Annotated in this window: 26 protein-coding genes; 11 read left to right on the top strand and 15 right to left on the bottom strand. The window is 64.1% G+C overall.

Annotation, left to right across the window (positions count from 1 at the left end):
* Positions 1-568, top strand: a 568-nt coding sequence (locus tag BMI01S_RS39200; RefSeq protein ID WP_156123879.1) for an MFS transporter, incomplete at its 5' end; no start/stop codon positions are given.
* A gap of 63 nt (positions 569-631) precedes the next feature.
* Here BMI01S_RS39200 and BMI01S_RS21875 read toward each other — a convergent pair.
* Positions 632-1309 carry an SOS response-associated peptidase gene (locus BMI01S_RS21875; protein WP_028230308.1) on the bottom strand — a complete coding sequence of 226 codons (678 nt, stop codon included), beginning with the start codon at positions 1307-1309 and terminating at the stop codon, positions 632-634.
* Positions 1310-1391: 82 nt separating this feature from the next.
* On the opposite strand from BMI01S_RS21875, the gene BMI01S_RS21870 reads away from it, so the two are divergent.
* The 3 genes from BMI01S_RS21870 to BMI01S_RS38680 all read left to right on the top strand — a co-directional run bounded on the left by BMI01S_RS21870 (position 1392) and on the right by BMI01S_RS38680 (position 3141).
* Positions 1392-1718 carry a hypothetical protein gene (locus BMI01S_RS21870; protein ID WP_028210722.1) on the top strand — a complete coding sequence of 109 codons (327 nt, stop codon included), beginning with the start codon at positions 1392-1394 and terminating at the stop codon, positions 1716-1718.
* Between the two features lie 193 nt (positions 1719-1911).
* Positions 1912-2757, top strand: a complete 846-nt coding sequence (locus tag BMI01S_RS21865) for an alpha/beta hydrolase (protein WP_028230310.1) — start codon at positions 1912-1914, stop codon at positions 2755-2757.
* A gap of 219 nt (positions 2758-2976) precedes the next feature.
* Positions 2977-3141 (top strand): DUF1328 family protein, encoded by a 165-nt coding sequence (locus BMI01S_RS38680; RefSeq protein WP_028210724.1) that lies wholly within the window; start codon positions 2977-2979, stop codon positions 3139-3141.
* A 113-nt stretch (positions 3142-3254) separates the two neighbouring features.
* On the opposite strand, the gene BMI01S_RS21855 is transcribed toward BMI01S_RS38680, so the two are convergent.
* The 5 genes from BMI01S_RS21855 to BMI01S_RS21835 all read right to left on the bottom strand — a co-directional run bounded on the left by BMI01S_RS21855 (position 3255) and on the right by BMI01S_RS21835 (position 6188).
* The gene (locus tag BMI01S_RS21855; protein WP_028230311.1) at positions 3255-4049 is read right to left on the bottom strand and encodes an SDR family NAD(P)-dependent oxidoreductase; all 795 of its coding nucleotides are present in this window, start codon (positions 4047-4049) and stop codon (positions 3255-3257) included.
* A 126-nt stretch (positions 4050-4175) separates the two neighbouring features.
* On the bottom strand, positions 4176-4685 hold the full coding sequence (locus BMI01S_RS21850) for a PRC-barrel domain-containing protein (RefSeq protein WP_042290534.1): 510 nt from the start codon (positions 4683-4685) through the stop codon (positions 4176-4178).
* A gap of 123 nt (positions 4686-4808) precedes the next feature.
* Positions 4809-5015, bottom strand: coding sequence for a hypothetical protein (locus BMI01S_RS21845; RefSeq protein ID WP_028210727.1), 207 nt, complete (start codon positions 5013-5015; stop codon positions 4809-4811).
* A 202-nt stretch (positions 5016-5217) separates the two neighbouring features.
* Positions 5218-5493: a DUF2795 domain-containing protein gene (locus tag BMI01S_RS21840; RefSeq protein WP_161635517.1), complete on the bottom strand. Its 276-nt coding sequence runs from the start codon at positions 5491-5493 to the stop codon at positions 5218-5220.
* Positions 5494-5927: 434 nt separating this feature from the next.
* The gene (locus BMI01S_RS21835; protein WP_028210728.1) at positions 5928-6188 is read right to left on the bottom strand and encodes a hypothetical protein; all 261 of its coding nucleotides are present in this window, start codon (positions 6186-6188) and stop codon (positions 5928-5930) included.
* Between the two features lie 118 nt (positions 6189-6306).
* Here BMI01S_RS21835 and cqsA point away from each other — a divergent pair, with 118 nt between their 5' ends.
* The gene (gene cqsA, locus BMI01S_RS21830) at positions 6307-7608 is read left to right on the top strand and encodes an alpha-hydroxyketone-type quorum-sensing autoinducer synthase (protein WP_042290521.1); all 1302 of its coding nucleotides are present in this window, start codon (positions 6307-6309) and stop codon (positions 7606-7608) included.
* Between the two features lie 107 nt (positions 7609-7715).
* On the opposite strand, the gene BMI01S_RS21825 is transcribed toward cqsA, so the two are convergent.
* From BMI01S_RS21825 to BMI01S_RS21805, 5 genes are all read right to left on the bottom strand, one after another.
* The gene (locus BMI01S_RS21825) at positions 7716-8741 is read right to left on the bottom strand and encodes a response regulator (protein ID WP_028210729.1); all 1026 of its coding nucleotides are present in this window, start codon (positions 8739-8741) and stop codon (positions 7716-7718) included.
* Positions 8738-10099: a sensor histidine kinase gene (locus BMI01S_RS21820; RefSeq protein ID WP_244145309.1), complete on the bottom strand. Its 1362-nt coding sequence runs from the start codon at positions 10097-10099 to the stop codon at positions 8738-8740. The genes BMI01S_RS21825 and BMI01S_RS21820 overlap by 4 nt, the downstream gene beginning before the upstream one ends.
* 268 nt (positions 10100-10367) lie before the next feature.
* Entirely contained in the window at positions 10368-11189 is an 822-nt protein-coding gene (locus BMI01S_RS21815; RefSeq protein ID WP_028210731.1) for an alpha/beta fold hydrolase, read from the bottom strand.
* Between the two features lie 16 nt (positions 11190-11205).
* Positions 11206-12792, bottom strand: coding sequence for a benzoate-CoA ligase family protein (locus BMI01S_RS21810; protein WP_042290517.1), 1587 nt, complete (start codon positions 12790-12792; stop codon positions 11206-11208).
* A gap of 132 nt (positions 12793-12924) precedes the next feature.
* Positions 12925-13395 carry a DUF4863 family protein gene (locus tag BMI01S_RS21805; protein WP_028230315.1) on the bottom strand — a complete coding sequence of 157 codons (471 nt, stop codon included), beginning with the start codon at positions 13393-13395 and terminating at the stop codon, positions 12925-12927.
* Between the two features lie 151 nt (positions 13396-13546).
* Between BMI01S_RS21805 and BMI01S_RS21800 the strand changes: the two genes are divergently transcribed.
* From BMI01S_RS21800 to BMI01S_RS21780, 5 genes are all read left to right on the top strand, one after another.
* Positions 13547-14503 (top strand): helix-turn-helix transcriptional regulator, encoded by a 957-nt coding sequence (locus BMI01S_RS21800; RefSeq protein ID WP_028230316.1) that lies wholly within the window; start codon positions 13547-13549, stop codon positions 14501-14503.
* A 117-nt stretch (positions 14504-14620) separates the two neighbouring features.
* Entirely contained in the window at positions 14621-16294 is a 1674-nt protein-coding gene (gene boxC / locus BMI01S_RS21795; protein ID WP_028230317.1) for a 2,3-epoxybenzoyl-CoA dihydrolase, read from the top strand.
* Positions 16295-16342: 48 nt separating this feature from the next.
* Positions 16343-17770, top strand: a complete 1428-nt coding sequence (gene boxB, locus BMI01S_RS21790) for a benzoyl-CoA 2,3-epoxidase subunit BoxB (protein ID WP_028230318.1) — start codon at positions 16343-16345, stop codon at positions 17768-17770.
* Between the two features lie 54 nt (positions 17771-17824).
* The gene (boxA, locus tag BMI01S_RS21785; protein ID WP_028210737.1) at positions 17825-19084 is read left to right on the top strand and encodes a benzoyl-CoA 2,3-epoxidase subunit BoxA; all 1260 of its coding nucleotides are present in this window, start codon (positions 17825-17827) and stop codon (positions 19082-19084) included.
* A gap of 146 nt (positions 19085-19230) precedes the next feature.
* Complete coding sequence (locus BMI01S_RS21780) at positions 19231-19680, top strand: PaaI family thioesterase (protein WP_028210738.1); 450 nt, start codon at positions 19231-19233, stop codon at positions 19678-19680.
* Between the two features lie 21 nt (positions 19681-19701).
* On the opposite strand, the gene BMI01S_RS21775 is transcribed toward BMI01S_RS21780, so the two are convergent.
* Entirely contained in the window at positions 19702-20613 is a 912-nt protein-coding gene (locus BMI01S_RS21775; protein ID WP_028230319.1) for a ketopantoate reductase family protein, read from the bottom strand.
* Between the two features lie 64 nt (positions 20614-20677).
* Entirely contained in the window at positions 20678-21535 is an 858-nt protein-coding gene (locus BMI01S_RS21770; RefSeq protein WP_036044427.1) for an NADPH-dependent oxidoreductase, read from the bottom strand.
* Between the two features lie 213 nt (positions 21536-21748).
* On the opposite strand from BMI01S_RS21770, the gene BMI01S_RS21765 reads away from it, so the two are divergent.
* Positions 21749-22609 carry an oxidoreductase gene (locus BMI01S_RS21765; RefSeq protein ID WP_028230321.1) on the top strand — a complete coding sequence of 287 codons (861 nt, stop codon included), beginning with the start codon at positions 21749-21751 and terminating at the stop codon, positions 22607-22609.
* Between the two features lie 9 nt (positions 22610-22618).
* Here the strand turns inward: BMI01S_RS21765 and BMI01S_RS21760 are convergent, their stop codons facing one another.
* Positions 22619-23251, bottom strand: coding sequence for a hypothetical protein (locus BMI01S_RS21760; protein WP_028230322.1), 633 nt, complete (start codon positions 23249-23251; stop codon positions 22619-22621).
* Positions 23252-23264: 13 nt separating this feature from the next.
* The gene (locus tag BMI01S_RS21755; protein WP_028230323.1) at positions 23265-24659 is read right to left on the bottom strand and encodes a selenium-binding family protein; all 1395 of its coding nucleotides are present in this window, start codon (positions 24657-24659) and stop codon (positions 23265-23267) included.
* Positions 24660-24825 lie beyond the last annotated feature (166 nt).

Below are 24825 nucleotides of genomic sequence, written 5' to 3'. Positions count from 1 at the left end.
AGTCGTTAAAGAACCTACGCTGCGCGGACTGGCAATTTCCTATTCCCTGTATCAGACGACGTGGGGAGCGCTGGTGATCGTGGTCCCTGTGACTATTGGATTGCATTTTCAGGCTCCCGCGAGTGACAGGTTGACAGGCTTTCTTCGGGCCATCGTTGGCCTTTCGGGAGCAGTGGGTGCCTTGATTGTCGGGCGGATTCGAACGACGGGACGGGAGCGGATTGTGATGGCAATTGGCATGGGGGTAACCGCTATCGCTTGTTGGCCTGTTGCAGCATGTATAGGTTCAGCAGGTCTCGTGATCGGGTTGGTCATCGCAGGCATGGCTCCTGGTCCGATAGATGTAGGACTACTGACGCTACGACAACGGCGAACGGAGCCTTCGAAGTTAGGTGGAGTTCTCTCGGTTTCCATGAGCTTGAATCTATCGGGGTTCCCGATCGGTTCCGCGGTTGCCGGCATGCTCGTGGGCGTATCAGCTAGTGGCGTGTTTCTCTTTGCCGCGGCTACGACATTCGTCGCTGCATTGCTCGTTCGGTTTATCCCGCCAGACCAGGCATCTGCGTAGTTCAGTTGCCATTCAACCTGGGCTGGAAGGCGCGAAGCAACCCGGCAATGCCGGGCCGTTTCGTTATTGTTCGTTCAAAACCGGTTTCGGCGTCGCGCGCGGCGGGGCCGGATCTGCTTCCGCGGCCATTCGCTCCGCCGGATAAAGATTGAGAAACGACCTCGCCTCGTCCATCGACCGGCTTTCGAGCCAGTTCTCATACTCGGAAGCCGGCACGATCACCACCGAACGCTTCTCATCGCCGGGCTTGTGAAAGCGCTTCATGAGCGGGTGATCGTTCGCGTTGACGGTGAGCATCGTGAACGAGTACGCCTTGCCTTCCTCGCCCTCGTCCCACTCGCGCCACAGACCGGCAATGGCGAACGGCGCGCCGTCGGCAAGCCCGACGCGCCAGCGCACCGGCTTGCCAGTCTCGTAGTTCGGCTCGAAGAACGCCTCCGCTGGAATCAGGCAGAGTTGCAGCTTTTTCCACGCATCGCAGAAACTGCGTTTCTCGCCTACCGATTCGGCGCGCGCGTTCATCGTGTCGAACACCTTCACACCGGAGGGAATGTGTTTGCGCGGCACCATGCCGAACGTGGCTAGCAGGGCTTCGCGTGGCTCGGGCCCGGCGCTGGTCCGGCGGATCACCGGCGCTGCGTAATCCTTGTAGATCTCGTCGCGCCACGGGTCGTCCGGCGGCATGACGCCGTAATGCCTGAAGAGGTAGTCGCGGCGTGCGGCGGCGTAGTTCGTGCACATGGTTGTCCCTCCATCCCAATCCTTCAGAATCATTCTGACATGTGGTAGCCTGTATAAATATACAGTGTTTCTGCTATCAAAAATGGGACGCGATCATCGTCACTTCCCACCGCTCACGGCTGCGGAGTTGGCTGACATCTACGACCGGAATCCCTTGCCTGTCGTGCTGCGCTTGCTTTGGGAGATCCACCGGCTGCGCTCCACCATCAGCCGGGCCAACCAGATCCGGCTCACGATCGGCACGCGCGTGGGTACGGCCAATACGCCTGCCGGCATGTGGGAGCGTTTCGAGCAGGAACTCGACGCGGAGCCGTGTTTGACGGACCCGCTCACACCGCGCCAAAAGGGCCTGCTGCATCAAGGCGAGCCGGAGGGGCGCCTGCAGCGCAGGCGGCGAAATGGCGATTGAAAGCGGCGGCGCGGGATCGCATGGGATAGCGGACGCGCTCAGAACGGGTCGCGCCATTTCATTTGCCGCATGTGATCTTTCACACCCTCGCGAGCAGTTAAATGGCCGCATTGAAATTTGGCTGTAAGTGGTCCTTGTTACAGTCCATGAAAGCAGTTGTCTTTCGTGGCAGTCAACACAAGAGCGACTTCTCATGGCTATCTTGCGCGCGTGCTGGCTCGTTCTGGCGCTGCTCCTCAGTGCTCCCGTCTGGGCATACCAGACGCGTATCGTCTCGATCCCCAGCGCCGCGATGCAGCGCTCGTTCGACGCGACCGTCGTATTGCCCGACGACTACGCGCGCGGCAACCATGCCGCGCGCTTTCCGGTGATCTATGTGCTGCACGGCTCGGGCGGCAGTTATGCCGACTGGACTTCGAACACTCGCATCGGCAAGCTGGCCGACCGTTACCATGTGGTGCTCGTGATGCCGGACGGCGGTCATGAGAGCTGGTATATCGACAGCCCGTACGATCGGAGTAGTCGTTATGAAACATACGTGGGCGGCGAGGTGGTGTCGTACGTCGACATGCATTTCCGCACGATCGCCACGCGCGAGGCGCGCGCGATCACAGGCTTGAGCATGGGCGGTTTCGGCGCGCTGCGCATCGCGCTGGACCGGCCCGAGACGTTCGGCGCGGCCGGTAGCATCAGCGGCGCGGTCGATCCGCGCAACTGCGAAGACGAGCCCGGCATCGATCACGTGTTCGGCGACCCCATGCGGCACGCGTCGTTCTGGAACAGCAACGCGATCGTGGACAATGCACAGGATTTCGAACGTTCGCATATCGCGTTGACCATCGACTGCGGCGTGAGCGATTTTTTCGTGCAGTCCAATCGCACGTTGCATGAAAAGCTCATCGAACTCGGCGTGCCTCACGACTATGCGGAACGACCAGGCGGCCACAACTGGTCCTACTGGTCGAACTCGATCCGCTATCAGGTGCTCTTCTTCGCCACGGCATTCCAGCGCGCCGGCTGGCATCCCCAAGTCGTCTGATCGCTCATGGCGCGCGCTTTTTCAGGCGCGCGTGCCCGACACCTCCATTCAGGCATTCCCTTTGCTGCACGTGTGCGGCATGGGCGGGCGCACGAATCCGTCCTGTCGGGGCCGCTAGTCGTGGGCCCTCACCACATGCCGGGCATCGAGCGACCGCACGCGGCGCCGGGGCGCGGCGACCACCCTAGAGCCGGACTGCTCCGGGCACAGGAGGACGTCATGCTTCAATACGCTGTCATTTTCTTTATCATCGCGATCATCGCAGCCGTGTTCGGGTTCGGCGGCATTGCAGCGGGTGCGGCGTCGATCGCCAAGATCCTGTTCTTCATCTTCCTCGTGATCTTCCTCGTCACGCTGGTGCTCGGCGTCGTGCGACGCGGATAACCGGCGAGCGAAGTATCGCAGGCCCCACGCGGGCTGCGATACTTCGTGCTCCCTGAGCGCGACAACTGTTTCGTATTACGAATAAACGCTTTCGCGCGGTCGAGACCCGCGCATCACGCGATGGTATCCACCACGCCGCCATCCACGCGCAATGCGGCACCCGTCGTCGCGGACGCCTCTTTCGAGCACACGTAGACGATCATGTTCGCGACCTCCTCCACGCTTGCCGCACGCCGAATGATGGAAGAGGCACGATGCGTCTGCACGAACTGTGCGGCCACTTCCTCTACGGTTCTTCCCGATGCGGCCACTTCTTCCTCGAGCATCTTCGCCACGCCTTCTGAAAGCGTCGGACCCGGCAGCACCGAATTGACCGTGACGCCCGTTCCCGCAAGCCGCTTCGCGAGGCCGCGTGCGAGCGCGAGCTGCGCGGTTTTCGTCAGGCCATAGTGGATCATGTCGGCGGGAATGTTCAGCCCCGACTCCGAAGAAATGAATACGATGCGCCCCCAGCCGCGCGCGACCATCGCATTCGCATAGGCGCGCGAGAGGCGCACGCCCGACATCACGTTCGTTTCGAAGAAACGCAGCCACTCGGCATCGGGAATCTCGAAGAAGTCCTGCTGCTGAAAAACGCCGAGATTGTTCACGAGGATATCCACCTGCGGGTGCGCCTTCACCAGCACATCGCACCCCGCTTCATTCGAAAGATCGCCAACGAAGCCTTGCACCCGCGCCCCGGGCGCCGCGGTGCGCAACGTGGCCTCGGCTTCACGCACGCTCTGTGCATGGCGGCTGCCGACGATCACGTCGGCGCCCGAGAGTGCGAGGCCCCTGGCTGCTGCGAGGCCGATGCCGGCGGCTGAGCCGGTGACGAGCGCGAGTTTTCCGGTCAGATCGATTTTCATCCTGGCTCCCTGAGGGCGAAGAGGTGAACCGGCAGTGTACTTCGCACGGGAAACCGGCGTCTTTTCCTCGTGTTGTCAATTCAGTGAATGGAGGCTCATGCGAGCCGCGCGAGCCGCGCGTGTTGGTCAGAGCTTCACGCCCGCGGCTTCCGGAGGCTCGCGGCCAGGATCTTCCAGCGGCAGGCTCGTGGTGTCGTCGCTCCAGTACGGCTTGCGGCCGTAGTACTGGTGCACCGAGCCGGACCACGCGGGATCGGCCATCGAGGGCCAGTGGTCCTTATCGAAGCCGGGTGCGTCCTTCATGCGCTCTGCGTTGAGCGCGATGACGAAGCACTTGCGGTCCACGTCAAGCACGAGTGCGTTCCACGGCACCGCGAACAGCTTCTCACCGATGCCGGGAAAGCCGCCGCTCGACATCACCATATAGGCAATGCGGCCGGCTTTCACATCGAGCATGATCTCCTTGACCTTGCCGACCTCGTCGCCGTCGGAACTCAGCACGCGGTCGCCATCCAGCGTGCTGGCCGCCATCACCTCGGGGCCCGGGCCCTCCGACGCCGAACGGTCGCGGCCGACGATGCGCGCGCCGTTGCCGCTGGGGGCGGCCGAACGGCTGGGGGTCTGCGACCAGGCCATGATCTTCTCCGTGTTCGTGAAAAGGCGCGAGCGCCATGCGTCCACTCGACACACGGCGCGCGCCGATTTTCATAAGGGTGAGGTCACAACGAAGTACCACGCGGCGGTGCTTGCCAACGCGAATCAATCGCTCTTGCCGCCGCCGTCCAGCCCAGCGCCTTTGCGCCATACTTCCTTGCCTCGCTGAGAGATTTCGCCGCTGCTATGGGTGGCGTCCGGTTCGGTGCCGCTCACGGCCATATCGCCGCCCGGCGGTTCCTGCGCGCGCTGCTTCTCGCGCTTGCGTTGTGCTACGCGTTCGTCGTGTGAACGGCCTGCGTATTCGCCCATATCGATCTCCGTAAGGTGAGCGCATCGCCCGATGCGACGCGGATGAGGGTTCGATCCCCTGCCGGCGCCAGGGCCGGCCGCTTCGATTTCGCCGCATTGCTCGTGCCACGAGATGCGATGACCCCCAATCGATGAGGATGACGAATCGAGCAAAGGCGGCGCGCTCACACGCATTGATCGGATAAGGCCGAAAAATCCAGCGTCAACGCGGTGTGTGAGCGCGCAGTTGCGCCGCGATGATGGACGCCGAGACTTCGTAAAAGCTGCCGAACGCTTCGTCGGGCAGCCGGCGCAAGGAGTCGATTACGTCGCGCGATGCGCCGCTGCGTTCAGCGGTTTCGATCAGCGTACCGGGATGCGCGGGCCAGTTCACGCGCTCGAGAATGTGCCGCACGCGCTCGGCCAGTGCCTCGGCATCGGCGCGAGCTTGATCGGAAGGCTCGGCTTGCATCGCGCCACTAGCGGGAGCGGGCTTCATCGGCGTCTCCTTCAAAGGCTGGGACATCGTGCGCAGTTGCCATGCCTGCCGCCGTTTGGCCGCACCCTGCATCGCCAACTCACGCGGGCGCGATCGGGTTGTGCCGCATGACGCGATGCGCCGTTTCGCTTCAAGCGGGCTATGCGTCGTGAATGAATGCTCCCGGCCATCGGCGGGGCAACCCGCAGACCTTGTGAAATCTCCATGCGTCACGCATAGTTGCGCGGCCCGAAACGCATAACAGCCCTGTTTTTTAAACGATAATTATCACTGGCGCGACAGATGTGCAGCGTGAAGGCGCTTTCGCTGCATGAAGTGCATGGCCTCGATCGCCTGCGTGGCGCGCCTTGATAATTTTCGAGCAGGCGTTTCTTCCCTTGTAACCAGTGGCGATCACGCGATGCGGGATTCGTACGGATATGAAGGCGCTTGCTTCAGGCGCCCAGCGCCCGCATTGGTTTTCGAACTGGCAACGCATGCCGCGCGCACTGATTCGCGCATTTGCGCGTGCCGTTGCCGTTGTCCTTCAGGTTGTCCGCGCAGTTGTCTGCGCAGTTGCTGGAATTCGCATCGTACTCAAGCGCGCTCTGGCGCCGCCGGCCGGGGCCGTCTCCCGTCTCCCGCCGCGCGCCGCGACTCACGCGCTCGCCAGCCTTTGCAGCACCCACATTCAAAAGTCCGTTGCCGGAACGCACACGTCATGCCTCGTTATGCGTGTCGTTCCGCTGCGGGCGCATTACGGGCCGCCCCCGGGATCCATTCTGACCAGCCAGGTCGCCACCGGGGGCGGTCTTCAACCACAAGGAGCCTGAGATGAAAGTTGGTAGCAACTGGCGTAGCGCACACAACAACGACGCGGCATTGCCCGCATTCCTCGCTGCTCGCGTAGACCGTTATTACACCGAACGCGTGCAGGAAAGCTGGGCCGGGGGGCACATCATGAAGGGCCGGGTTGCGAATGCCGATGCTTTGCACCTTTCCAGCAACGATTATCTTTCGATCGCACGTCACCCCGAGATTCTCGATGCAATGTGCATGAGCATCCGTTCGGAGGGCAATGGGCTGCTCATGTCGGGCGTATTCCTGCACGGCGACGATTGCCCGCAACTCACGCTGGAAGACCGTTTTGCGGCATACATGCGAGCCGAAGCGAGCGTACTATGCCAGTCGGGTTTTGCTGCCAACACGGGTCTTATTCAGTCGATCGCCAATGCGCAAACGCCGGTTTACGTCGACATGATGGCGCACATGTCGCTGTGGGAAGGCATACGCAGCGCCGGCGCGCGTGCGATTAGTTTCTTCCACAACGATGTCGATCACCTGGAGCAGCGCATTCAGCGCTACGGGGCGGGCATTGTGATCGTCGATTCGGTGTACAGCACCAACGGCAGCGTGGCGCCGCTTGCCGCGATCGCCGAGGTATGCGCGGAGCACGACTGCGTGCTGGTCGTCGACGAATCACATTCGCTGGGCACGCACGGCCCGCATGGTGCGGGGATGGTGGTCGAACTCGGCCTCACAGACCGCGTGCATTTCCGCACGGCGAGCCTTGCGAAGGCATTTGCGGGGCGCGCCGGCATCATCAGTTGTTCCCGCCGCTTCCAGGAGTATTTCAAGTGCGAGGCGCTGCCCGCCATCTTCAGTTCGACGTTGTTGCCGCATGAAACGGCGGGTCTCGCGGCAACGCTCGACGTGATCGAGCGCGAAGACTGGCGTCGCACGCGCGTCGCGGCCAACGCGCGTTACGTGCGCACGCGGCTTGCCGAACTCGGCTACAACCTGAACGGCAGCGAAACGCAAATCATCGCGCTGGAAGCCGGTCCGGAACCGCAGACGATCGTGCTGCGCGACGCGCTCGAAGCACGCGGCATCTTCGGTTCCGTGTTTTGCGCGCCCGCCACGGCGCAGAACCGCTCGCTCGTGCGGCTCTCGCTCAATGCGGCGTTGTGCGAGGAGGAACTCGAGCGCCTTGTCGACGTTTGCGCGGAAATTCGCGACGAGGTGCAAATGTGGAACTGGCCTTCCACGCGCCGCAATGAACGCAACGCAGGCCGTGCGCGGGTGCGCGCGCCTCAGGCGGTGGTGAACATGCCCATGGTAGCCGTGGCGGCTTGAGCATCGCAGCCGGGGCGGCATGGAGCGAGACAGCGATAGCGTGAGGTGTGCCGGATGTGGGCCCGATTACGGCTGGAGGAAATAACGCCGTAGATCGGGGCCATCAATCAGGGCGAGTCCCACGCCGCCTGGATTTCGCGGTCCAGTTGATCGAGATGCCGGTCGTAGGGCACGACGTTATCGAGCGCGAGCCCCGCCGGCTTTTTCACGATCGCGTACAGGTACCGGCGGTCGCCGTGAAATTCGGATGCCGGATGCATATACGGCTGCCATTCTACGCACTGTGCCGGGTAGTAGCCTTCCGTGCGCCAGAAATAGGGCAGGCTGCGACGGCTGTCCAGCTCCGCCAGGAAACTCAGGGGCGCACCCTGTTCGACGGCGATTTCACGCACGCCACGCAGCGATTCGTCCGTGTGGATGACGAGCAGATACGCGGTGCCGACGCCGTCGAACATCAGCAGTCCGTGCGGTTGATACGAGAGATAGTGCTCGACAATGCCCAATGAATCGGCAATGCCTTTTACGTGGGCAGCGAGCGCGTGATCCTTGAGAAAGGCATATTCCGATACCGCGAGCGCATCGAGCACCGTGCTGCAGCAGCGGTCGAACCAGGCGCGCTGCATATCGCCGATTGCCTGATTCAACGTTTCCACGGCATCGACTTCATGCTTGCGGATAAAACGGTCGATCAAACCCTCGTTGAAGCTCTTCACGGCCACATGCTCGTCGGCTTTGCCGGTCAGCACGATCTTCTTGATAGACGGGTCGGTGATGTGGCGGCAAAACTCCATGCCGTTGATTTCCGGCATGTCGTAATCGACCACCACGACCGAAACCGACTCGAAGCGGGAAGCGTTGTGCACGAGGCTACGTATCGCGTCGACACGCATGGCAATGACCTGATGCGCATCGTTTTCTTCCGTGCGGTCGAGGTAGGGGCTGAAGATGGGCTCCGCGGCCCAGCCCGACCCGGCACGTTCATTGAGAAACTTGAGCGCCTCGGTGGGGGAGCTGAACAGGCGGAAGGCCAGGTCGGGGTCGAGTTGCAGGCTCAGGTTCGAGAGGAACGCGGCACTGTCGTCGACGAACGCGACGGTGGTCGGATAGGAGAACGGCTGGATGGCTTTCGTCATGGCGCTGGGAATGTCAAAACGAACTCGGTGTATTCGCCCTTTACGGAGGAGCAGGTGATTGCCCCTCCCATCGCTTGCATAACATCGCGGCAGAATGCCAGCCCGATTCCTGCTCCGAGCGACACGTCATCGGTGGCGGTTGTCGAAGTATAGAAGCGCGTGAAGATGTGCGGCAATACCTCGGGAGAAATACCGGTGCCCGTATCGCTGAAAATCAGTCGATTGGACCGTTGTCCTGATTCAAGACGAATCGAAATCTGCGCATCGTCGATGCCGCCCATATGCCGGAACGCATTTTTCAGCAGATTGAAGAGCACATGAACGGTCAGCATCTCGGATCCGTGAAACTCAAAATCGGGGCGCAGGTTGCAGATTACCCTGCGGCGATCGCCTTCGCGAAACGGAAAACGTGCAAGTGCCGTTTCGACGCAATGCACGATCGAGCACGTCGTTGCATTTTGCATGTTGCCGCCCGTGAAGCGCGCCGTGGCGAGCAGCATGTCGATGATGGCGTTCGAATGCAGCGCTTCCTGCTCGATGCGGCCGACCACGCCTTGCATGGAATGCAGATGCGCCACGCGTATTTTCGGTACGGGCAAACGGTTGCGCTGGGCGAGTTGATAGGTTTCGAGCAGCGCGGGCAGATAGCGCATGAGGCCCGCGGCGCCTACGCGTATCGCCACGAGCGGCGTGCGTAATTCATGCGCCACGCTGCCCGCCGTGGCGAGCATGGCGCGCTCCTGCTCGATCTGGATGCGATCCTGGTCGTAGTTGGCCAGCGCGCCGATCGCCACGGCAAACGAGAAGATCGCCAGATGCGTGAGGTAGCTCGGACCGAGCACGACGGGGTAGGTGGTGAGACAGTACGCGATCACCGCGAGGCTGATGCCCACGAGAAATTGCAGCACGAGCATGAGCCAGTCGAGCAGCAGCACCATCACGAACGCGGCGATTAAAGCGCTTTCCACCCAGACTTCGTTGCCATTGTTCTTTAGCAGCATGAACGTGAAGAAGAACGGCAGCGCATACAGCGTGGCGGAATACCAGTACCATGGCAGCCATTTTTTCAACGCGGCGGGCCAATGCTCGAAGGCGAGAATCGGCAGGAAAAGAAGGGAGCCGATCAGGCGCAGCGCGAGATTCTCATAAGGCTGCGGAAACAGGTCCTTCCAGACGTAGTAGTAGAGCGGGAAGCCCACGCTCGCCACGACCGCGAGCGGTCGCATGCGGCGCTTCACGTACTGCAGATTGCGTAGCGCGGGCGCGAACGCGCGTACCAGGCGCGGACGCATCGAAGCCCAGGCTCTCCTCAGCCGCGCCGAGGTTCTCGAAACGTTCATCAGGATGGAATCGCTCATCGTTCTGGTCGGCGCGCGTGGTCCGGCCGGACTGGCCATTGTCTCGCCCTGGGTCCCCTGCGCCGTTTGGTTTCCTTGCCGGCAGTCTCGTGTGGTCCGACCCCGTCTGCAGCCGGCAAAGAAAGACAATATCACCAAAGGATTGCGGCGATGCGGCTGGTTTGGCCCATGGATGGCCTTCGACGATTCACGACCGAGCTTGCGTTATGCATGATGCATGAACGGCGCGCCTGCAAAGGGAGCGTGCGGTGCGGCGGTACGCCCCCTTTCAGGCCGCAGGCTTGCGTTGGGCGGAAATGAACCGTTCGATGAGGTCGTCGAGTGGCCCGGGCGCGTCGCGATGCGGAGAGTGGCCGCCTTGCGCGAGCGCGTGGACACGCGCGTGCGGCACGGCGGCGCCGATTGCCTCCACCTGCGCCATGGTGCCGTAGTGATCGTCCGTGGCTTGCACGGCGAGCAACGGGGCGCGGATCGATGCCAGATCGGCGACGATATTCCAGGACCGGAAGTCCGGATCGAGCCAGATGTCGTTCCAGCCGTAGAACGCGGAATCGACATCGTCGTGATAACGTGCGAGCTTCTCGCGCAGGCTGGTCGTTGCGTACGCAACCTTCGTTTCGGCGATGCTTTCGACCGAGATATCCTCGACGAACACGTGCGGCGCAATCGCGACGGCGCCCGCGAGCGCGTCGGGAAAAGCGGCGGCATAGAGCAGGGCGATGGAGGCGCCGTCGCTATGTCCGATCAGCCACATGCGCGCGCGTTCGGCGGGGCTCGTACCGAGTGCATCGAGGAGCGCGGGCAAGACGTCGCGAGCCTGGCGCGCCATGAAATCGACGGGCCATTTCACGTCGTGCGCACGTGGTGTGGAACGCCCATAGCCGGGACGCGAATAGACGAGCCCGCGCATGCCGAGGCGCTTGCACAGCGCGCCCGGCCAGTCCTTCCACATCGCGATCGAGCCGAGGCCCTCGTGCAGGAACACTGCGAGCGGCGCGTCTGCGGCTGCGGCGCCGACCCAGCGGTATTCGATGCGCAACGCATCGCGCGTGGCAGTGGCGGGCAGGTCGGCGAATTCGCTATGGCGCATGGTGACGGGGTGGCTATTACGACTGAAACTGCTGACGCAGGCGGAAGCGCTGGATTTTACCCGTCGCGGTCTTCGGCAGGTCATCGACGAACAAAATGTCGCGCGGATACTTGTGCGGCGCTAGCCGCGTCTTCACGAACGCCTTCAACTCCTCGACCAGGGTTTCTTGCAAGGTATTCAAAGCCGGGTCCTTGAGCACGACGAACGCGCAGGTCTTCACGAGCCCGCCCTGATCGACGCCGATCACAGCGGCTTCGAGCACCGCGTCATGCTCCATGAGCACCATTTCCACTTCGATGGGCGACACATACTGCCCGCTTACCTTGAGCATGTCGTCGCTGCGGCCTGCATAGACATAAGCGCCGCCCGGCAGCCGCCGGTACTTGTCGCCGCTTTTCACCCAGTCGCCGAGGAAGGTCGCGCGCGACTTCTCGCGATTGCACCAGTACATCACGGCCGCGCTCGGCCCGCGGATGAAGAGGTCGCCGATTTCTCCATCGGCCACGAGACGGCCGGACTCGTCGCGCAGCTCGATTTCGTAGCCGGGTACGGGGCGGCCCGTGGTGCCGTATTCGACCAGGCCTGGGCGGTTGGAGAGGAAGATGTGGAGCATTTCCGTCGAGCCGAGGCCGTCGAGAATGTCGCTGCCGAAGTGGTCCCTGAAGCGCTCGCCCAGTTCGCGCGGCAATGCTTCGCCCGCTGAGGTGCAGACGCGCAATGCGACCTCGGCGCGTGCGGGCAGGTCAGGCGACGCCATCATGCTCGCATAGAGCGTAGGCACGCCATAGAACACCGTAGGCCGATGCTTCACGAGACGCGCGAATACGGCGTTGGCGGTGGGGCGCTCTGCCATCAGGACCGTCGTCGCGCCTACCGAGAGCGGAAACGAGAGGCCGTTGCCGAGCCCGTAGGCAAAGAACAGCTTGGCGGCGGAGAACACGATGTCGCTTTCGCGTATGCCGAGGATGGGCTTTGCATAAGTTTCGACGGTCCAGTAGAGATTGGCGTGGGTATGCACCGTACCCTTCGGTTTGCCCGTCGAACCGGAGGAGTAGAGCCAGAACGCGATGTCGTCGCAGCCCGTTTGCGCGGCTCGCGCGGTGGGCTGGGCGCGCGCGATCAGATCGGCGAGAACGTATTGCGGTTCCTGCTGACGTTCGGTCGCGCCGGTTTCGATGCCGGTGTTCGCCAGCGGCTGAGAGACGATTAGATGGCAATCCTCACATTGTGCATCCGTCAGCGCTCGACGCACGACGGACTGCACCGCGCCCGACGCAATCACCAGCCGCGCGCGGCTGTGCGTGAGCATGTAGACATAGTCGGCCGACGTGAGCAGCGTATTGACGACCACCGGCACGATCCCGGCATACAGGGCGCCGAGAAACGCGACGGGCAGCTCGACGGTGTCGAGCATCACGAGCAGAATGCGCTCCTCCATGCGGACCCCGAGCGAACGCATGGCGGTCGCGAAGCGGCGAGCCTGCGTTTCGAGCCCGCCGTAGTTCAGCGTGAGCGTGTCGTCGATATAGGCGGGCTTGGCGGCCCGGGCGGCATTGAGCGAGAACAGATGCGCGGCGAAATTGAATTGCGTGGGCGGCGGCATGGCCGCGGCGTGGTCAGGCGACACTGCTTGGATTGGCACGGTGTGGTCTCCGCTCTGTCTGGCTCGATCGGCTGGAAGTCGAAACGGTTTGCGTGACGGCTGGAAGGTGCGCCGCGACCGACGCGGGAAGCGTTACGACCCAGGCGTGAACTCGATTGCACCTTGCGGCAAGAGATAGAGCACCAGCGCCGAACCGTTGGCGACGGTGGGCCGGTGTGCGCTGCCCGGGCCGTAAACGCACCATCCTGCCGGTCGGCCGTCGAAGGTCGCGCCTTCGGTGAGCGGCATGATGAGGTCGATCTCGCCGTTCGGATGCATGTGATGCGGACCCGCAATATCTTTCATGCTCACGACGTCGACGGAGAAGCCGTGCGTGGCCGGCAGCGCCTTGAAGATGCGTCCGTAGCGCAGACCGCCCGCCTCGCGGTTGCACAGCCAGCCCTCGGCCACGCCGGTGCGGCAGGCCCCCGCAAGTGCGTCGAACGTCGGGCTGCCTTCTGGCCAGGTGGCGTTGAGCCATGCGTCCATTGCATCATCGAGCGGACGGGTGCTGATCTGCGCGGTGACGCCTGCGACGAGGCGCTCGAAGTCTTGCGGTGACATGCATGTCTCCTCTATCGGCAGCGCTACCCATCGCGTGTGAGCCCTGTCGACCGGAATTGTCGTCGATCCACCTTTTGGCGGAAAATTAGCGGTTAGTAAAATGCATGTCAAGCACTATAGTACATAAACATGGCTACAGAGATTCCTTAAGATGAAGCAAACTTACCTTGCCGAGCATCCGGCGAGCGCTCCCGACGCCGCGGACGACACCGCGCGCGGCGAGCGCACCGAACGCGATCCGTTCCTGACCGCCATGGGCGAGCGGGTCCGGATGCTCCGCGCCCGGCGCGGCATGACGCGCAAGACCCTGGCGGCGGAGACCGGGCTTTCGGAGCGCCATCTGGCGAATCTGGAATCGGGTCTGGGGAATGCGTCCGTGCTGGTGTTGCGGCAGATCGCGAGCACGCTGAACTGCCCGCTCGCCGAGGTGATCGGCGATGTCACGACCTCGTCTGCCGAGTGGCTGCTGATCCGCGAGCTGCTCCAGGGGCGCGACACGGCCGCCTTGCGGCGTGCGCGCATTGCCCTTGCCGGGATGTTTTCGCAAGCGAGTGCCGACCCGCACCGCAACAAGCGGATCGCACTCGTCGGCCTGCGCGGCGCGGGCAAGTCCACGCTCGGGCGCATGCTCGCGCAGGAGCTGAAGGTGCCGTTCGTGGAGCTGACGAGGGTGATCGAGCAGCTGGCGGGCTGCCCGCCTTCCGAGATCCATTCGCTGTACGGCGCGAGCGCATATCGCCGCTACGAGCACCGCGCGCTGGAGGCCGTGATCGCGGAGCATCCGCGCGCGGTCATCGCCTCGCCGGGCGGCCTCGTTTCCGAGCCCGCCACCTTCAACGTGCTGCTCGCGCACTGCTTCACCGTGTGGCTCCAGGCGACGCCGGAAGAGCATATGCGGCGCGTGGTGGCACAGGGCGACCTGCGGCCCATGTCGGGCAATTCGGAGGCGATGGATGACCTCAAGCGCATCCTGGCCGGCCGCAGCGAACTCTATGGCCGCGCCGACATGACGTTCGATACCAGCGAGAAGACGCTCGCCGACGCCTATCTGCAGCTGCGCGACCGTCTGGCTGCCCGGCTCGGGGCCGAGGCACCGAGCATCGACTGAGCGGGCGGGACGCCCCGGGGTTTTCCCGCTGTCTGCATTAAAGTGCATTAAGGTGCTTTACGTGAGTTTTCGATTGCACTATCGTTCATTGAAACGAAGTGCAGAAAGGAGACGCTCATGTCAGCCGAAGTCGCCGTCGCCCCCCAGCGGGTCGATTACCGCACCGATCCCTCGCAATACCGGCACTGGAAGCTCACGTTCGACGGCGCGATCGCGACGCTCGGCATCGATATCGCCGAGGACGGGGGCATACGCGACGGCTACAAGCTGAAGCTGAACTCATACGACCTCGGCGTCGACATCGAACTGCACGATGCACTCCAGCGCATCCGCTTCGAACATCCGGAGGTCCGCACCGTCGTGCTGACCAGCCTGAAAGACCGGGTGTTCTGCTCGGGTGCCAATATCTTCATGCTCGGCCTCTCCACCCATGCGTGGAAGGTCAACTTCTGCAAGTTCACCAACGAAACGCGCAACGGCATGGAAGACTCGTCGCGCCACTCGGGCCTGAAGTTCATTGCCGCCGTGAACGGTTCCTGTGCAGGCGGCGGCTATGAACTGGCGCTGGCCTGCGACGAGATCATGCTCGTGGACGACCGCTCGTCGTCGGTCGCGCTGCCGGAGGTGCCGCTGCTGGGCGTCCTGCCCGGCACGGGCGGCCTCACGCGCCTCACCGACAAGCGCAAGGTGCGTCACGATCGCGCCGATATCTTCTGCACCGTGGTGGAAGGCATTCGCGGCGAGCGTGCGAAGGCCTGGCGCCTCGTGGACGACGTGGTGAAGCCGAACCAGTTCGGCCAGGCGGTGCAGGCGCGTGCGCTCGAACTGGCCGCGGCGAGTGATCGTCCGGTCGGCGCGAAGGGCATTGCACTCACGCCCATCGAGCGCGTGGAGCACGTCAACGGCTTGAGCTACGCGTGCGTCGACGTGACGATCGACCGCGCGAAACGCACTGCGACGTTTACGGCGAAAGCGCCCGCTACCGCGCCTGTTTCGGATATCGAAGCAATCGTTGCCGCCGGCGCATCCTGGTGGCCGCTGCAGTTCGCGCGCGAGCTGGACGACGCGATCCTTTCCATGCGCACCAACGAACTGGACATCGGCACGTGGATTCTCAAAACCGAAGGCGACGCGCGCAACGTACTGGCCGCCGACGCCGCGCTCCTCGCGCACCGCGATCACTGGTTCGTGCGCGAAACCATCGGCATGCTGCGCCGGACGCTGGCGCGCATCGATGTCTCGTCGCGCTCGTTGTTCGCGCTGATCGAGCCCGGCTCGTGCTTCGCCGGGACGTTCGCCGAACTCGCGTTTGCCGCCGATCGCTCGTATATGGCCGCGCTGCCCGCGAACGAAGAGGAGGAGCCGTCTATTACGCTATCCGAAGCGAATTTTGGTCTCTATCCGATGGTCACGCATCAATCGCGTCTCGCGCGGCGCTTCTATGAGGAAGCCGAATCGATCGACGCAGTGCGCGAGAAGATCGGCGAAGCGGTCAAGCCGGTCGAGGCCGAGCGCCTCGGGCTCGTGACGGCCTCGCCAGACGACATCGACTGGCCCGACGAAATTCGCCTTGCGCTGGAAGAGCGTGCCGCAATGTCGCCCGATGCCCTCACGGGCCTCGAAGCCAATCTGCGTTTCAACGGGCCCGAAACGATGGAGACGCGCATCTTCGGGCGCCTTTCCGCGTGGCAGAACTGGATTTTCAACCGGCCCAACGCCGTGGGCGAGAAGGGCGCACTTAAGGTGTACGGCAAGGGCAGCAAGGCGCAGTTCGACGTCGCCCGCGTCTGATATCCGCATTCGCCGCCGCATCGGCCGAACACGCCGCAAGGAACCGAAATGTCCACGATCAATTACAGCGAAAAGATCCCGAACAACGTCAACCTGGCCGACGACCGCGCGCTGCAGCGCGCGCTCGAACAGTGGCAGCCCAACTTCCTTTCATGGTGGGGCGACATGGGTCCGGACGGGTCGCACGGCTATGACGTCTACCTGCGCACGGCGGTGAGCGTGGACGCGGGCGGCTGGGCGCATTTCGATCACGTGAAGATGCCCGACTATCGCTGGGGCGTCTTCCTCACGCCGGGCGAAGCCGACCGCAAGATCCATTTCGGCGCGCACAAGGGTGAAGCCGCATGGCAGGACGTGCCCGGCGAGCATCGCGCGAACCTGCGCCGCATCATCGTCACGCAGGGCGACACGGAGCCCGCTTCGGTCGAGCAGCAGCGTCATCTCGGCCTCACCGCGCCCTCCCTCTACGACCTGCGCAACCTGTTCCAGGTGAACGTGGAAGAGGGCCGGCACCTGTGGGCGATGGTGTATCTGCTGCACCGCTACTTCGGCCGCGACGGTCGTGAGGAAGCCGAAGCATTGCTCGAGCGGCGCTCCGGCGACGACGACAATCCTCGCATTCTCGGCGCGTTCAACGAGAAAACGCCCGACTGGCTGGCGTTTTACATGTTCACGTACTTCACCGATCGCGACGGCAAGTTCCAGCTCTCGGCGCTTTCCGAATCGGGCTTCGACCCGCTCGCGCGCACGACCAGGTTCATGCTGACCGAGGAAGCGCATCATATGTTCGTCGGCGAATCGGGCATCTCGCGGGTCGTGCAGCGCACCGCGCAGGTCATGAACGAGCTGAAGACCGATGACGTGAACCGCTTGCGCGCTGCGGGCGTGATCGACCTCGGAACGATCCAGCGTTACCTGAATTTCCACTACTCGGTGACGATCGACCTGTTCGGCGCCGATCAGTCGTCGAATGCCGCGACCTTCTACAGCTCGGGCCTGAAGGGCCGCTATGAAGAGACGAAACGCGACGACGATCACCAGCTCGAAGGCCAGCAATACCGCTTGCTCGACGTGCAGGATGGCAAACTGGTCGAGCGCGAGGTGCCCATGCTCAACGCGATGAACGAGGTGCTGCGCGACGACTACATCAAGGACTCGATTGCGGGCGTGAACCGCTGGAACAAGGTGCTGGAAAAGGCCGGCATCGATTATCGGCTCACCGTCCCGCACAAGGCGTTCAACCGCCAGATCGGCACCTTCGCGGGCGTGCGCGTTTCCCCTGACGGTCGCGTGATCGGCGAGGCCGAGTGGGCTGCGAATGAAGCGAACTGGCTGCCCACTGCGGAAGACCGCGCCTACGTGGCTTCGCTCATGGGCCGCGTGGTCGAGCCGGGCAAATTCGCCAACTGGATCGCGCCGCCGGCCATGGGCATCAACCGGCAGCCGATCGATTTCGAATACGTGCGCTTCAACTGAAGGCGACTGCGAGGCGATCGGCATCCGGATCGCGCGCCGCAGCGGGAGACACTTTTGAACGGTCCGGTCCCCATGGAAATTCTCAGGCAACACCTGATCGATCCTGAAATCTGCATACGCTGCAATACCTGCGAGGAAACGTGTCCCATCGACGCGATCACGCACGACGGCACCAACTATGTGGTGAAGGCCGATGTCTGCAACGCCTGCATGGCTTGCGTGCCGCCATGCCCGACCGGCGCGATCGACAACTGGCGCAACGTGCTCAAGGGCGAGGCGTACGGAATCGACGAACAGTTCACGTGGGATGAACTGCCAGCTCAGAATCCCTCGGTGGGTGCGCCGATGGAAACCCTGGCGGCAAGCGGCGCAACGTCTGCCGCGCCAGCCGCGCCGAATGCTGCCGACGTACCGATCGCGGGCTCCGACATGGTGCGCGGCTCGACCGTGCCGCCGTGGTCGGCGGCGCGGCCATACGTTCAGCTCTACACGCACAAGGCACCCACTACGGCGACCGTGGTCGGCAACTACCGCCTGACCAACGACGCCACGCAGAGCGACATCCATCACATCGTGCTCGACTTCGGCGCGATGCCGTTTCCTGTGCTGGAAGGTCAGTCCATCGGCATCCTGCCGCCCGGCGCGACCGCCCAGGGGCGCACGCACCACGCGCGGCAGTATTCGGTCGCGAGCCCGCGCGACGGCGAGCGTCCCGGCTACAACAACGTCTCGCTCACGGTGAAGCGTGTGACGCGCGATCACAGCGGCAACGCGACGGCCGGCGTGTGCTCGAACTACCTCTGCGACCTGAAAAAGGGCGACGTGGTGACGGTGATCGGCCCGTTCGGCAATACCTTCCTCATGCCGAACCATCCGAACTCGCATCTGCTGATGATCTGCACCGGCACGGGTTCCGCGCCCATGCGGGCGATGACCGAATATCGGCGCCGCCGCAGGCTCAAAGGCGCGACGGGCAAGCTTATGCTGTTCTTCGGTGCGCGCACGCAGGAGGAATTGCCTTATTTCGGACCGCTGATGAATCTGCCGAAGGACTTCATCGATACGAATCTGGCCTTCTCGCGCACGCCTGGCCAGCCAAAGCGCTATGTGCAGGACGCCATGCGCGAGCGCGCCGTGGACGTCGCGCAACTGCTCAAGGACGGCAACACGCATATCTACGTCTGCGGCTTGAAAGGCATGGAGGATGGCGTGCTGCAGACGCTTCAGGAGATCGCGGAGAACCACGGGATGGGGTGGGAGGCGTTGTGGGAGCGCCTCAAGCGCGAAGGGCGGCTGCATCTGGAGACGTATTGAAACGTCCGGTGCCCCGCCTCGTTGTAATGAATCGAGGACTGAATCGAGGGCTGCGATAATTTAAGCACGACCGTTCTAAAAGCGCTACGATGTGGCGTATCCACAGGCGCGACCAGACGCGCGACGTCAGAACGGAGACTGCCTCGATGAACCTCATTGCTGAAATGCCCGCCGGCCTCACCGGCCTCGAACAGTTGCAGCACATGCTGCGAGGGGGCCGTGGCCCCTCCATTGGCGCAACGCTCGGATTCGAACTGGTCGAGGTCGAAGAGGGCCGGGCCGTGTTCGCCAGCACGCCCGGGTTTCACGTCTACAACCCGATCGGCACCGTGCACGGCGGCTATGCCGCCACGCTGCTCGATTCCGCTTGCGGGTGCGCCGCACACTCGCGTCTCGGGCCGAATCAGGCCTACACCACGCTGGAACTGAAGGTCGCGTATCACCGGCCCATGACGGCCGATACGGGGCCGGTGCGCGCCGAAGGTCGCGTGCTAAGCATCGGCCGCCGAGCCGCGTTTACGGAGGCCAGCATCACGGACGCGCAGGGCAAGCTCTACGCATCCGCCACGTCCACGCTGCTCGTGTTCGATCGCTGATTCCTCGTCAGTGCACGGGTGCTAGATCGCCGCGTGCGCCTTGTCCTCGATAAGGTGCACGAGCGTTTGCAGCAGGCGGTTCGCGGGCGTGGGCACCCCCTTCGCCACACCACGGCGCACGACATAACCGTTGAGGTGATCGATCTCGCTGCGCTTGCCGCGTGCGAGATCCTGCGCCGTGGACGAGTACTGGCCCGGCATGGTCTGCGCGATGCGCGTGACTGCGCCTTCGATGTCCGGTGGCAGCGTCACGCCGTCGGCCTGGGCCACGGCCACGCACTCGGCCACGATGTCATGCATCGCCTCGCTCACGCCCACGCCCTGAACGAGGCGCCCGTAAGGCAGTTGCGTGATGGCTGAGAGCGCGTTGTACGCACAGTTCACGATCAGCTTGGCCCAGAGCGCGCCGCGCACGTTGGGCGAGATTTCTGTGGGCACACCCGCTTCGATGAGTGAGCGCGCGGCGGCGTCGCTCGCGCGCGATGGCTCAATCACGAGTTCGCCGCGTCCGTGATGGCGCACGTGGCCGGGGCCCGCTATTTCGGTGGCGACGTACACCACCGCGGCCGCTACGTCCTGGGGGATGACGGTGCGCAGGCGCTCCGCGTTATCCGCACCGTTCTGCAGCGTGAGCACGAGCGTGTCGGCGCGCAGATGCGGCTTGATCGCGGCGCCCGCGCTTTCGGTATCGGTCGACTTCACGCAGAACAGCACGAGTTCGGCCCCGGCGACAGCGGAGGCTTCGGTGCTGGCGGTGAGATGCGGCGCGCCGATGCGCTCGTCGAACTGCCGCGCTTCGATGCGCAGCCCCTCTCGCGCGATGGCCTCGACATGCTGGGGGCGGCCGATCAAGACCACATCGTGTCCCGCGCGTGCCAGCATGCCGCCGAAAAAGCAGCCCACTGCGCCCGCGCCCATGACGGCAACTTTCATTTGCGTTCCTCCTGAGTGGCGTCGTACTTCGTCGCTCGTGGTGTCAAGCGGTGTTCGGCGGCGTTCAGCGCAGCTCGAAGCCGAGCGCGTTCAGCGCGTCGCGCAGGCGGTCGCGGCCGTGCAGCGACTCGCGGCTGCGCCAGCGTGCGAGCGAACGCGAGGTCCAGCCTGCCGCGCTCAATCCCTGGGCGGTCTGGAAGCCGCCCATTACTTCGTCGTACTGGGCAATTGGCGCCACTTGCGAGGGTGCGTCGTATTGCTCGCGATGGAGCACGACTTCCTGCGGCAGACGCGGCTTGACATCCGCGGGACGCGTTTCGTCAGGATAGCCCACGCACAGGCCGAACACGGGCAGCACGCGCGGCGGCAGGCCGAGTTCGGCGGCCACCTGCTCGGGCTGGTTGCGGATGCCGCCGATATACACGGCGCTCATGCCGAGCGATTCGAGCGCGACTACGGCGTTTTGCGCAGCCAGCGCGGCGTCGATCATGCCGACGACCAGCGTTTCCATGTAATGCAGGCCTTCGACGCTTGCGCCGCTGCGCGCACCGGCGGCTTCGAGGCGCGCGAGGTCGGCGAGCCAGACGAGAAAGAGTGGCGCTGCGCGAACGTGGGACTGGCCGCCCGCTAGCTCTGCGAGGCGAGCCTTGCGCTCGGGGTTCTCGATGGCGACCACACTCCACGTTTGCAGGTTCGAGGAAGTCGAGGCCGACTGCGCCGCGGCGATCAGCGTTTCGAGCGTGCCGTCGGGCAGCGCGCGGTCGGCGTAGCTGCGCACCGAGCGATGCGCGAGCAGCGTGTCGAGCGTATCGTTCCATGCCGGCAGCGGCTCGGACCACGGCGTGCCGTAGCGCGCTTCGAGGGCGCGCATGGCGGCGGTCATGTCGGTTTCCGGGAACGCGGGCGTGGTGGCGGTGGACATCGGATTTCTTCTCCGGCAGAGGGCGGTTGAATCGGCGCGCGTGCAAGTCTGTCGTGGCGCCAGGCGCCGTATGGTACATGGGTCGGGCGATCCGCGCTGGCGCACTGATTCGCCCAGCGGGCTCGTCAGCAGACTTTGCGTGCCGCCGCTATTATTTGCAATTGCGCCCGGCTTCTGCACGCTTGTCTGCCCCTTCTTTCAGGAGGTTGTCCCATGTCCGTTGAATCTCCGAATGCGTCGCCGGTCTGGTTCGTGACCGGTTGTTCGACCGGCTTTGGCCGCGAGCTCGCCCGCGCGGTGCTCGCGCGCGGCTGGCGTTGCGTGGCCAGCGCGCGCAACAAGGCGTCGCTGGACGATCTCGCGCCCGAGGCCGGCGAGCGCCTGCTGCGTGTCTCGCTCGACGTAACCGACGCCGCGCAGATCGATGCCGCCGTCGCGGCCGCGCAAAAGCAGTTCGGCGCCATCGACGTCCTCGTCAACAACGCGGGCTACGGTTATCAGAGTTCGATCGAAGAAGGCGAGGAGCGCGAGATCCGCGCACAGTTCGATGCCAATGCATTTGGCCTCTTCGCGCTTACGCGCGCGGTTCTGCCCGGCATGCGTGCGCGCCGCAAGGGGCATGTCATCAACATCACGTCGGTGGCGGGGCTCGCGGGCTTTCCGGGTTCCGGGTATTACGCGGCTTCCAAGCACGCCGTCGAGGGCTTCTCCGATTCGTTGCTGGCGGAGGCCGGGCCGCTCGGCATCAAGGTGACATGTGTGGAGCCGGGGCCGTTTCGCACGGACTGGGCAGGCCGCTCGCTCGTGCAGACGGCGAGCCGCATCGACGACTACGCCGAAACGGCCGGCGCACGCATGAAGCGCACGGCCGAGGGCAGCGGGCATCAGCCTGGCGACCCCGTGCGCGCGGCGCAGGCGATGATACGCATCGCCGAAGTGGAGGATCCGCCCCGGCATCTCGTGCTGGGCGCATTCGGCGTGGATGCGGTGAGTAACCGCCTGCGCGCGGTGCTTGCCGATATCGAAACGTGGCGTGAGTTGAGTCTAGGCACCGATTATCCGGCGGGGAGCTGATCGCGCGGTTCATGCCGTCGCGATCATCAAGGTGCCGGTGGCGACGAGCGCCCCGCGCCAGAGCCAGTCGAAATTGATCCAGCCGCGCCGCAGCACGCCGAGCCCGAGATACTCGTAGGCGAGCAGGGCGACCGCGCCAGTGGTGGCAAGCGTGGCGAGCGTATGCAGTGCGGTGAACGCCAGCGAAAGCGCGAGCGGGTTCGCGGCACCCCCCACGGCGCCGCACAACGGCAGCATGGCCGGCATCAGCATGAGCCCCGCGCCATGCAGTGTCGCCATCAACGCAGACCACGCAGCGAGCCCGACGAAGCCCACCGTCATGCCCACGCGAGCGCGGTGCCGGTGCCCATATGCATGCTGCCACGCGGCCCAGGCGATCAGCAGCGCACCCAGCCCCCAATGCAGTGCCGCGCCCGGCAAGTGTGCGCCCAGCGCCGCCGTGGAGCTCGTGAACAGCAGAACCGACGCAGCATGGCCTAGCGCGAGGGGCGGCAACGCGAGCAGCAGCGCCGCCCGGCTTCCGCGCTGCAAACCGAGCGCGGTCGCGAACAGCCAGCCCATCGCCGGGTTCACGCCGTGAAACATGCCGCTGCCCACGACGGCTGCCCACGCGCCCCAATGCGCGCCGAACACGTCCTCCATGGCAGGCTCCGGCTTATGGATAGCAGTACGAATCAGACGAACAGTCGCCGCCTTCGAGCCGGATCTGGTGCGGCCGATGCGACTTCGGCCACTCGACGAAGAAGCGTTCGTCGAACGCCAGGCCGCCATCGGGTGCCGCATCGAGCTTGACCATCCAGCCGTCGATGCCTTCGGGATAGAACTGCCCGTCGATCGCGCCATAGAGCGAGTTGGTGAAATAGACGCGGCGGCCGTCGCGGCTCACTTCCACCATTTGCGGACCGCCATTCAACGCGCGCGCCGGCGCAAAAGGATGCGCGGCGCGCGCCGCGATGCCGCCTATGCGCACGCAACCGGTGAGCTTCGCGTGCTCCGGGTCGGATACGTCGTACTGGCGCAAATCGCCCGTGCCCCAGCACGCCGCGTAAAGGAAGCGATCGTCGAGCGAGAGTGCGATATCGGTGACGAGCGGCGGCACGGCTGCGAAACCCTTGAGCATGGGCGGCAGATGCTCGGGGTCGGCGGGCTCGGCGGGGATCTCGATGATCTTGCGCGCGGCCCACGCGTCGCCATCTCGATACCACTGCCAGATCGAGGCCGAGAGGTCCTTCAGGCTGATCACGGAATTCACGAAACCATAAGGCCGCGTGGGATTGTGCGCGGGCCGCAGCTCGAACACGAGCTGGTTTTCCGCGCCGAAATCGAGCACCTGTTTGTGCTGGCGCGTGTGCAGATCCCAGAAGTGCAGACGGTGACCATACTGGCCGCCGAGCAGGACTTCGGGCACGAGACCGTCTTCGAACGTCGCGGGCAGGCCCCATTCGCTCGTCACGAGCGTGTCGTAACCAAGGTGCCACCAGCCGTCGTAGGCCAGCTGCTGCGGCCCGCGGTCGATCTCCCATTGGCCGAGTATGTCGAAGCTCTCGTGGTCCATCAGGAAGATGCCGCCGGGCGCTTCGCCTCGCGCATTCGCGAGCGAGGTCACGTAGATGCCATCCGGCCCGCAATGCACGGTATGAGGTCGTGTATAGCCCGCGCGCTGCGCCACACTCTCGGGTTCGTGGACGCGCGCGATATGCGGGCGGCGCGGGTCGGGCTTCGTGTCGACGATATGGATGCGCGAGGAGCGTAGCCCGGGCACGACGAGATAGCGCCGCTCGGTATGCGCATGAGGCGCGTTGGGGCACAGGCAGGAACTGCAGGCATTCCAGCCGAAGTGATGGAGTTCGTCACCCACATTGGGCATTGGCAGCCGATGCACGATGCGCCCGAAGTCAGGCGAGCCGGGGTCGAGATCGACCACATCGAGCGAGTCGGGCACGCTGCGCGTGGGATCGAAGCTCGCCACGTACGCCAGCGTTTCCGGCGGAGCTTCGCCCGCCATGCGCGCGGAAGGGTAGAAGGTCGGATCGGGTTGCCACGTCGCCATTGCTGCCCCCTCATCGAAGATTCGGAAGAGACCCTATCATGCACCAGAGTGCGATGATGTGTGGCGCGCGTGTTCCTTATTCCGGCTGGATAGAAGCTTATGCAGTCGAGCGATGACGCCAGGCCATGATTGTCTGCTTTGGGAAAACAGTGAATTCGCGTTCGCG

This window comes from Paraburkholderia mimosarum LMG 23256 = NBRC 106338 (assembly GCF_000739815.1).
GTDB classification, from domain to species: domain Bacteria; phylum Pseudomonadota; class Gammaproteobacteria; order Burkholderiales; family Burkholderiaceae; genus Paraburkholderia; species Paraburkholderia mimosarum.
The sequence above is the reverse complement of the archived record's forward strand: the minus strand, read 5'-3'. Positions and strand labels throughout refer to the sequence as shown.

Bases quoted from the DNA above. Each gene is read 5' to 3' on its own strand.
- BMI01S_RS21875 (WP_028230308.1), bottom strand. From the start codon at position 1,309: ATGTGCACGAACTACGCCGCCGCACGCCGCGACTACCTCTTCAGGCAT.
- BMI01S_RS21870 (WP_028210722.1), top strand. From the start codon at position 1,392: ATGGGACGCGATCATCGTCACTTCCCACCGCTCACGGCTGCGGAGTTG.
- BMI01S_RS21865 (WP_028230310.1), top strand. From the start codon at position 1,912: ATGGCTATCTTGCGCGCGTGCTGGCTCGTTCTGGCGCTGCTCCTCAGT.
- BMI01S_RS38680 (WP_028210724.1), top strand. From the start codon at position 2,977: ATGCTTCAATACGCTGTCATTTTCTTTATCATCGCGATCATCGCAGCC.
- BMI01S_RS21855 (WP_028230311.1), bottom strand. From the start codon at position 4,049: ATGAAAATCGATCTGACCGGAAAACTCGCGCTCGTCACCGGCTCAGCC.
- BMI01S_RS21850 (WP_042290534.1), bottom strand. From the start codon at position 4,685: ATGGCCTGGTCGCAGACCCCCAGCCGTTCGGCCGCCCCCAGCGGCAAC.
- BMI01S_RS21845 (WP_028210727.1), bottom strand. From the start codon at position 5,015: ATGGGCGAATACGCAGGCCGTTCACACGACGAACGCGTAGCACAACGC.
- BMI01S_RS21840 (WP_161635517.1), bottom strand. From the start codon at position 5,493: ATGAAGCCCGCTCCCGCTAGTGGCGCGATGCAAGCCGAGCCTTCCGAT.
- cqsA (WP_042290521.1), top strand. From the start codon at position 6,307: ATGAAAGTTGGTAGCAACTGGCGTAGCGCACACAACAACGACGCGGCA.
- BMI01S_RS21825 (WP_028210729.1), bottom strand. From the start codon at position 8,741: ATGACGAAAGCCATCCAGCCGTTCTCCTATCCGACCACCGTCGCGTTC.
- BMI01S_RS21820 (WP_244145309.1), bottom strand. From the start codon at position 10,099: ATGAGCGATTCCATCCTGATGAACGTTTCGAGAACCTCGGCGCGGCTG.
- BMI01S_RS21815 (WP_028210731.1), bottom strand. From the start codon at position 11,189: ATGCGCCATAGCGAATTCGCCGACCTGCCCGCCACTGCCACGCGCGAT.
- BMI01S_RS21810 (WP_042290517.1), bottom strand. From the start codon at position 12,792: ATGCCGCCGCCCACGCAATTCAATTTCGCCGCGCATCTGTTCTCGCTC.
- BMI01S_RS21805 (WP_028230315.1), bottom strand. From the start codon at position 13,395: ATGTCACCGCAAGACTTCGAGCGCCTCGTCGCAGGCGTCACCGCGCAG.
- BMI01S_RS21800 (WP_028230316.1), top strand. From the start codon at position 13,547: ATGAAGCAAACTTACCTTGCCGAGCATCCGGCGAGCGCTCCCGACGCC.
- boxC (WP_028230317.1), top strand. From the start codon at position 14,621: ATGTCAGCCGAAGTCGCCGTCGCCCCCCAGCGGGTCGATTACCGCACC.
- boxB (WP_028230318.1), top strand. From the start codon at position 16,343: ATGTCCACGATCAATTACAGCGAAAAGATCCCGAACAACGTCAACCTG.
- BMI01S_RS21780 (WP_028210738.1), top strand. From the start codon at position 19,231: ATGAACCTCATTGCTGAAATGCCCGCCGGCCTCACCGGCCTCGAACAG.
- BMI01S_RS21775 (WP_028230319.1), bottom strand. From the start codon at position 20,613: ATGAAAGTTGCCGTCATGGGCGCGGGCGCAGTGGGCTGCTTTTTCGGC.
- BMI01S_RS21770 (WP_036044427.1), bottom strand. From the start codon at position 21,535: ATGTCCACCGCCACCACGCCCGCGTTCCCGGAAACCGACATGACCGCC.
- BMI01S_RS21765 (WP_028230321.1), top strand. From the start codon at position 21,749: ATGTCCGTTGAATCTCCGAATGCGTCGCCGGTCTGGTTCGTGACCGGT.
- BMI01S_RS21760 (WP_028230322.1), bottom strand. From the start codon at position 23,251: ATGGAGGACGTGTTCGGCGCGCATTGGGGCGCGTGGGCAGCCGTCGTG.
- BMI01S_RS21755 (WP_028230323.1), bottom strand. From the start codon at position 24,659: ATGGCGACGTGGCAACCCGATCCGACCTTCTACCCTTCCGCGCGCATG.